Annotated in this window: 5 protein-coding genes and 1 pseudogene; 5 read left to right on the plus strand and 1 reads right to left on the minus strand. The window is 38.6% G+C overall.

Going from position 1 to position 5,256, the window contains the following annotated elements; all coding sequences use genetic code 11:
- Positions 1-583: 583 nt before the first annotated feature.
- From IM515_RS03745 to IM515_RS03765, 5 genes are all read left to right on the plus strand, one after another.
- The gene (locus IM515_RS03745; protein WP_287628643.1) at positions 584-1,756 is read left to right on the plus strand and encodes a glycosyltransferase family 2 protein; all 1,173 of its coding nucleotides are present in this window, start codon (positions 584-586) and stop codon (positions 1,754-1,756) included.
- A 19-nt stretch (positions 1,757-1,775) separates the two neighbouring features.
- Positions 1,776-2,528: a class I SAM-dependent methyltransferase gene (locus IM515_RS03750; protein WP_287628642.1), complete on the plus strand. Its 753-nt coding sequence runs from the start codon at positions 1,776-1,778 to the stop codon at positions 2,526-2,528.
- A 101-nt stretch (positions 2,529-2,629) separates the two neighbouring features.
- The gene (locus tag IM515_RS03755) at positions 2,630-3,262 is read left to right on the plus strand and encodes a class I SAM-dependent methyltransferase (RefSeq protein WP_287628641.1); all 633 of its coding nucleotides are present in this window, start codon (positions 2,630-2,632) and stop codon (positions 3,260-3,262) included.
- Positions 3,263-3,285: 23 nt separating this feature from the next.
- The gene (locus IM515_RS03760; protein WP_287628640.1) at positions 3,286-4,251 is read left to right on the plus strand and encodes a glycosyltransferase; all 966 of its coding nucleotides are present in this window, start codon (positions 3,286-3,288) and stop codon (positions 4,249-4,251) included.
- Positions 4,252-4,268: 17 nt separating this feature from the next.
- Positions 4,269-4,679, plus strand: a complete 411-nt coding sequence (locus tag IM515_RS03765; protein WP_287628639.1) for a GtrA family protein — start codon at positions 4,269-4,271, stop codon at positions 4,677-4,679.
- 367 nt (positions 4,680-5,046) lie between these two features.
- On the opposite strand, the pseudogene IM515_RS03770 reads toward IM515_RS03765, so the two are convergent.
- Positions 5,047-5,256 (minus strand): annotated as a pseudogene (locus IM515_RS03770) (ISKra4 family transposase); the annotation flags it as partial.

Here is a 5,256-nt window from a genome sequence, read left to right on the forward strand (position 1 = left end):
GGGGGCATAAATCGACTCAATCCTTATCTGGCAAGAGATTTAATTGATTAGTTCGCTCCAGATCGCAAACAATTGACAAAAATTGCGGCAATGTCTGTCTCTATAAAGGTTTCATTCCTTATAACCCCGTCCATTGCATAAAACAAACCGAAGAACCAGATTCATCAAACTAAGAATTAAGAGGCTGCCCAGTCATTGAAATTAATTTGTAACCATTGACCTGTTTAGCTTACCAGATGATGTGGCAGATTGTACCAGATAAAACCTAAAAAGCTATGGAACCCTCTTTAGAGCCAGATAAACTGTGAACAAGAAGCAAGAAAAATCTAGATTTTCTCTGGGTTGCCAAATTTTTGCCCTAAGCTGTTCGTAATCTAAACCCCGTTGTTGGGAGGCTGAAGGCCTTGTCTAGCTTAGATAGCTTCGGAAATCTGGATAATGAACAGCCCACTCATTATAGGTTATTGGGGACAAAGACAAGCCAATCAATTAAGGCAGCACTATTGAGCAATCAAAAATATGTTGTCACAAATGTCAATAATCCTGTTATACTTTTGGGCAAAACGACTCCACCGCGATTGTTATGCTGGAAAATCAGGTCAGGGCAGATGCCGCCTCTAAGGAGCAGATACCTACTCTAGAATTATCGATCATCATGCCCTGTCTCAACGAGGCGGAAACCCTGGCCAGCTGTATCGGCAAAGCGCGAGATTATCTGGAACGACACAAAATTGCGGGAGAGGTGCTAATCGCCGATAATGGCAGTAGCGATGGTTCCCAAGAAATTGCCACTAATTCCGGGGCGCGGGTGGTTCCTATCCCGGAAAGGGGTTATGGTAGCGCCCTGCGGGGAGGTATCGCCGCCGCCAAAGGTCAGTACATTATTATGGGGGATGCCGATGATAGCTATGACTTTACTAATCTTTCGCCTTTCCTAGAAAAATTGCGACAGGGTTACGATTTGGTGATGGGCAATCGTTTTCAGGGGGGAATTAAACCAGGGGCGATGCCAGTATTGCATAAGTATCTGGGCAATCCTGTCTTGACTTGGTTAGGACGGTTATTTTTTGGTAGTCCCTGTGGTGATTTTCACTGTGGATTGCGCGGGTTTAGTAAACAGGCGATCAAACAATTGAACCTACGCACCACTGGCATGGAATTCGCCAGCGAGATGGTGGTGAAAGCATCCCTCTACGGCCTGAAAATTACCGAAGTACCAACCACTTTATCCCCTGACGGTCGCAGTCGTCCCCCCCACCTAAAAACTTGGCGCGATGGCTGGCGACATCTGCGATTTCTCTTAATGTATAGTCCTCGCTGGTTGTTTCTCTACCCCGGACTGGCTTTAATGTTTCTGGGATTTGTGGCGACGATTTGGTTTATGACCCAACCCAGAGTTCATACCCTTCTCTATTCAGCCACAGCTTTGATTATCGGCTTTCAAATTGTCAGTTTTGCCGTCTTCACAAAAGCTTTTGCTATCAGCGAAGGTTTATTACCGGAAGACCGAAAATTAAGACGATTTTTGCGTTATATTAATCTGGAGGTGGGATTGATCATTGGCGTAATTTTATTGGTACTAGGTATGGGCGGTTCACTGTATGCTTTATATACTTGGAATGCTCGACTTTATGGAGCCTTAGATCCAGCCGTGACCATGCGGATTGTCATTCCTTCCGTAACCGCTTTAGCGTTGGGAGTACAGGTGATTTTTTCTAGTTTTTTCTTAAGTGTATTACAATTAAAACGCAAGTAATTCTATTTACATTCAAACTATGAATAACAGTGAGTATGACTTGGAAATGTACGACCATCTTTGGTCGCAGCAATGGCAAAACCTACAAGATATAGGACCTCTTACCCATAATCGCTATCGTTTGATGCTACGCGAGCTACCTAAATCTTCTATGGAAGATTGTAGTATTCTCGATCTTGGTTGTGGCCGTGGAGCATTTTTAAGCATACTTAAAAATAAATATCCAAAAGCTACCTTGTCAGGAATAGAATATTCCGAGGAAGGAAAGAACTCCGCCCATCCGGAAATTCGCAATGTCATTCAGGTAGGAGATTTGTACGAAGTTGCTGAAAGATTGCCTCGCTGTTCTTATGATCTAGTGATCTGTAGCGAAGTCATCGAGCATCTTCCCGAACCGGAAGCAGCTCTCAACATTATTTTCTCTTTATTAAAACCAGGAGGTATCGCCCTTCTGACCGTACCTTGTAATATGCGTTATTGGTCTAGACAGGATGAGGTTGCGGGTCATTATCGGCGTTTTGGAATGAAAGAATTTGCCTCTTTAGTAACTAATAGTGGGTTTTCTGTCAAAAAAAATTATGGATGGGGTACTTTTTTAGGGTTAATCTATTATCAGATGGTTTCTGCTCTCGGTCCAGAAAAGGTAATGAAAACGAAGGTAACATTTGTGAGTAAGATTACCTCTCGATTTTTGCAGTTTGTATTTAGGGTAGATGATTTTCTGGTTTCTTCTCGAGGACTTCAACTGATTACTGTCGCTCAAAAACCCTAAAGATGGTTCGTGACTCGGTTTTATGGAGCCTTAGCTCCGTCCTTGACCAAACGAAGATGAAAATAGCCGCAGGTAAACTTATAGGGGGTTAACTAATTTTTATGCCGATAGGAACTTTTGTTCGGAGCTTGTTAGGTCCTTTGGAAAGACCAATTTCTGATATTTATCGAAACATTTTTATTAATCAAGCTGATTTAACTCATCAAATCCATAAATGGGTTAATCCTGAGGTAATTCTAGAGTTAGGCTGTGGGGAAGGCGCTTTAACTAAACTTTTAGCGAGTGCCTATCCTAGTTCACATATTATAGGAATCGATATTACTCCTAGAGTAGGACGGATGTTTCAAGGAAATCTCGATCATGTTCGGTTTGAACAAAAATCAATTCAAGAATTCGTTGCAGAAACCCCCCAAAGTGTCGATTTAGTCGTCATTAGTGATGTTATGCACCATGTTCCTTGGTCAATGCATGAAGAATTCTTAACTTACGCTGGTAAATCCGTAAAACCTAACGGACATATTGTTCTCAAGGATTGGCGTAAAAATAATTCACCGATCCATTATTTGTGCTATCTATTGGATCGGTATATTACTGGTGATAAGGTCAAGCATAAAACGACCGAACAATTTCGAGATATGATATATAAACTCTTTGGTAAACAATCGATTCTCCTTGAGTCTACCGTTCGTCCTTGGAAAAACAATATTGTTTTTCTAATTAAAATTTCTTCATAGCATTGTTATTTTAAAAAGTTTTTATGAATGATCATCCTTGGTTATCCGTATTAATTCCCACTTATAATGGAGATAAGTATCTAAAGGATACTCTTGATTCAATCCTTGAACAAAATGAGAGAAACGTCGAGTATATTATCATTGATGATGGCTCTACTGATCAAACTTTATCTATTATCAAAAATTACGAGGATAAAATTCCTATCAAGCTTTTTGATCGTGATAGGATAGGCAATTGGGTCGCTAACACTAACTTTGCTTTACAGAATGCCTCGGGAGACTATGTATGTTTATTACATCAAGATGACTTATGGTTGAACAATCGTTTAAAAATAATCAAGGAAATCCTTAATGATTGTCCAGATACCGACTTACTTTTACACCCTTCAATCTTTATCGATGACCGAAGGAAAAAGCTAGGTTTATGGACTTGTCCTTTACCAGCTTTTCCAAAATATGTTGATAGAGATATTTTAATCGAGAGCCTATTGATTCAAAATTTTATCTCCATTCCCGCTCCAATTTTTAAAAGAGAAATTGCTTTACAGGTGGGGGGAATGAACGAAAAACTTTGGTATACAGCCGACTGGGATCTCTGGTTGAAAATCGCTTTTCATAAACGAGATGAAAAAATCATTTATTATCCTTATCCCTTGAGTGCATTTCGCATTCATTCAAGCTCTCAAACCGTTGTCAGAAGCTCCAAAACTGGAGAGTTTTATAATCAATTGAATGTGGTTGCTCACGACTATCTAGATAGATGGGACGTATCAGCTTATAGAAAAAAAAGAATTCGATCACTTGCTGAATTCTCAATACAAGTGAATACTATTTTAGCGAGTATGGCGCACGGTAAAGGTTCTCGATTAGAGTTAATTAAGTTACTCCTATCGAGTTTTTCGCTTGGTTTTTTAGGAGTTTACAAATACTTACGATATTCGCGCATCCATGAGCGCATAATTGCTAGACTAAAAGCTAATATAATTTAGTAACGATTAGGTTTAACATGAAATTTATCGCAGTTAATCGTTTATTCAGAAGCTCATTTTTTAGGTTTTGCCTTGTGGGTGTCTTTTGTTCATTCCAAAATATACTAATTCTATACCTTTTGACCAATTACCTAAAATTGCATTACGTTCTCTCGATTTTTGTGCAAATGTTCTATTCAAATACATTGGGATTCTATCTGAATCGAAAATATACATTTACAGAACGAGTAAAAATTGGAAGTATTTTGGGAGAATTAATCAAGTATCATGGGATCATGCTTTCTAGTTTTTTTGCGGTCGCTATCGCTATGTATTTCTTGGTTGATTTGTTGAAAGTATGGTACTTGTACGCTTATATAATCCTTACTATACTAATGACTATTTATAATTTTCTTGCCCATAAAAAATGGACTTTTAATCAAAAATAGTGGTCTTTATTGAATTTTTTTGCCATCAAAATTCCCAGATAATTCATTACCATTTTTCCTAATCAACTTATCAACTAAGCAAATGTTAAGCATCAATAACAATCACTCTATTCCTCAATCTTCTAATAAAGTAACAGTTAGTATAGTTTTAAACCTTAATAGATGGGGTTCTTCGGTTTGTGTTATGCAATGTACGGGGGTTATAAGGGATGGAACCTTTATAGAGAAAAACGTTTGGCGATTTTTGTCAATTGTTTTTGATCTAGAGCGAACTAATCAATTGAATCTCTTACCAGATAAGGATTTAGTCGAGGGAGCATCTCACCTTTGCAATAAGTAGAAATGCTTAATGAGATCAATAAAAAAGTTAAAAAAGGCAACCATTTAGATAAGCACAGCGATGACGAAGGACTTGCGGTACATTACAAGATTGCCAACTTGCACCAGTAATTTTAAGACGATGAGCAATTTGTTTAATTTTTGATTCGACGGAGTCAGAGCCAATGGAAATCCCCTCTGCCTGCAAATAACCATAATTGACAATTCGATGTTTATGCTTGTTTAAATAAGTAATAAA

The organism is Microcystis sp. M44BS1, assembly GCF_020244875.1.
Taxonomy (GTDB): Bacteria; Cyanobacteriota; Cyanobacteriia; order Cyanobacteriales; family Microcystaceae; genus Microcystis; species Microcystis panniformis.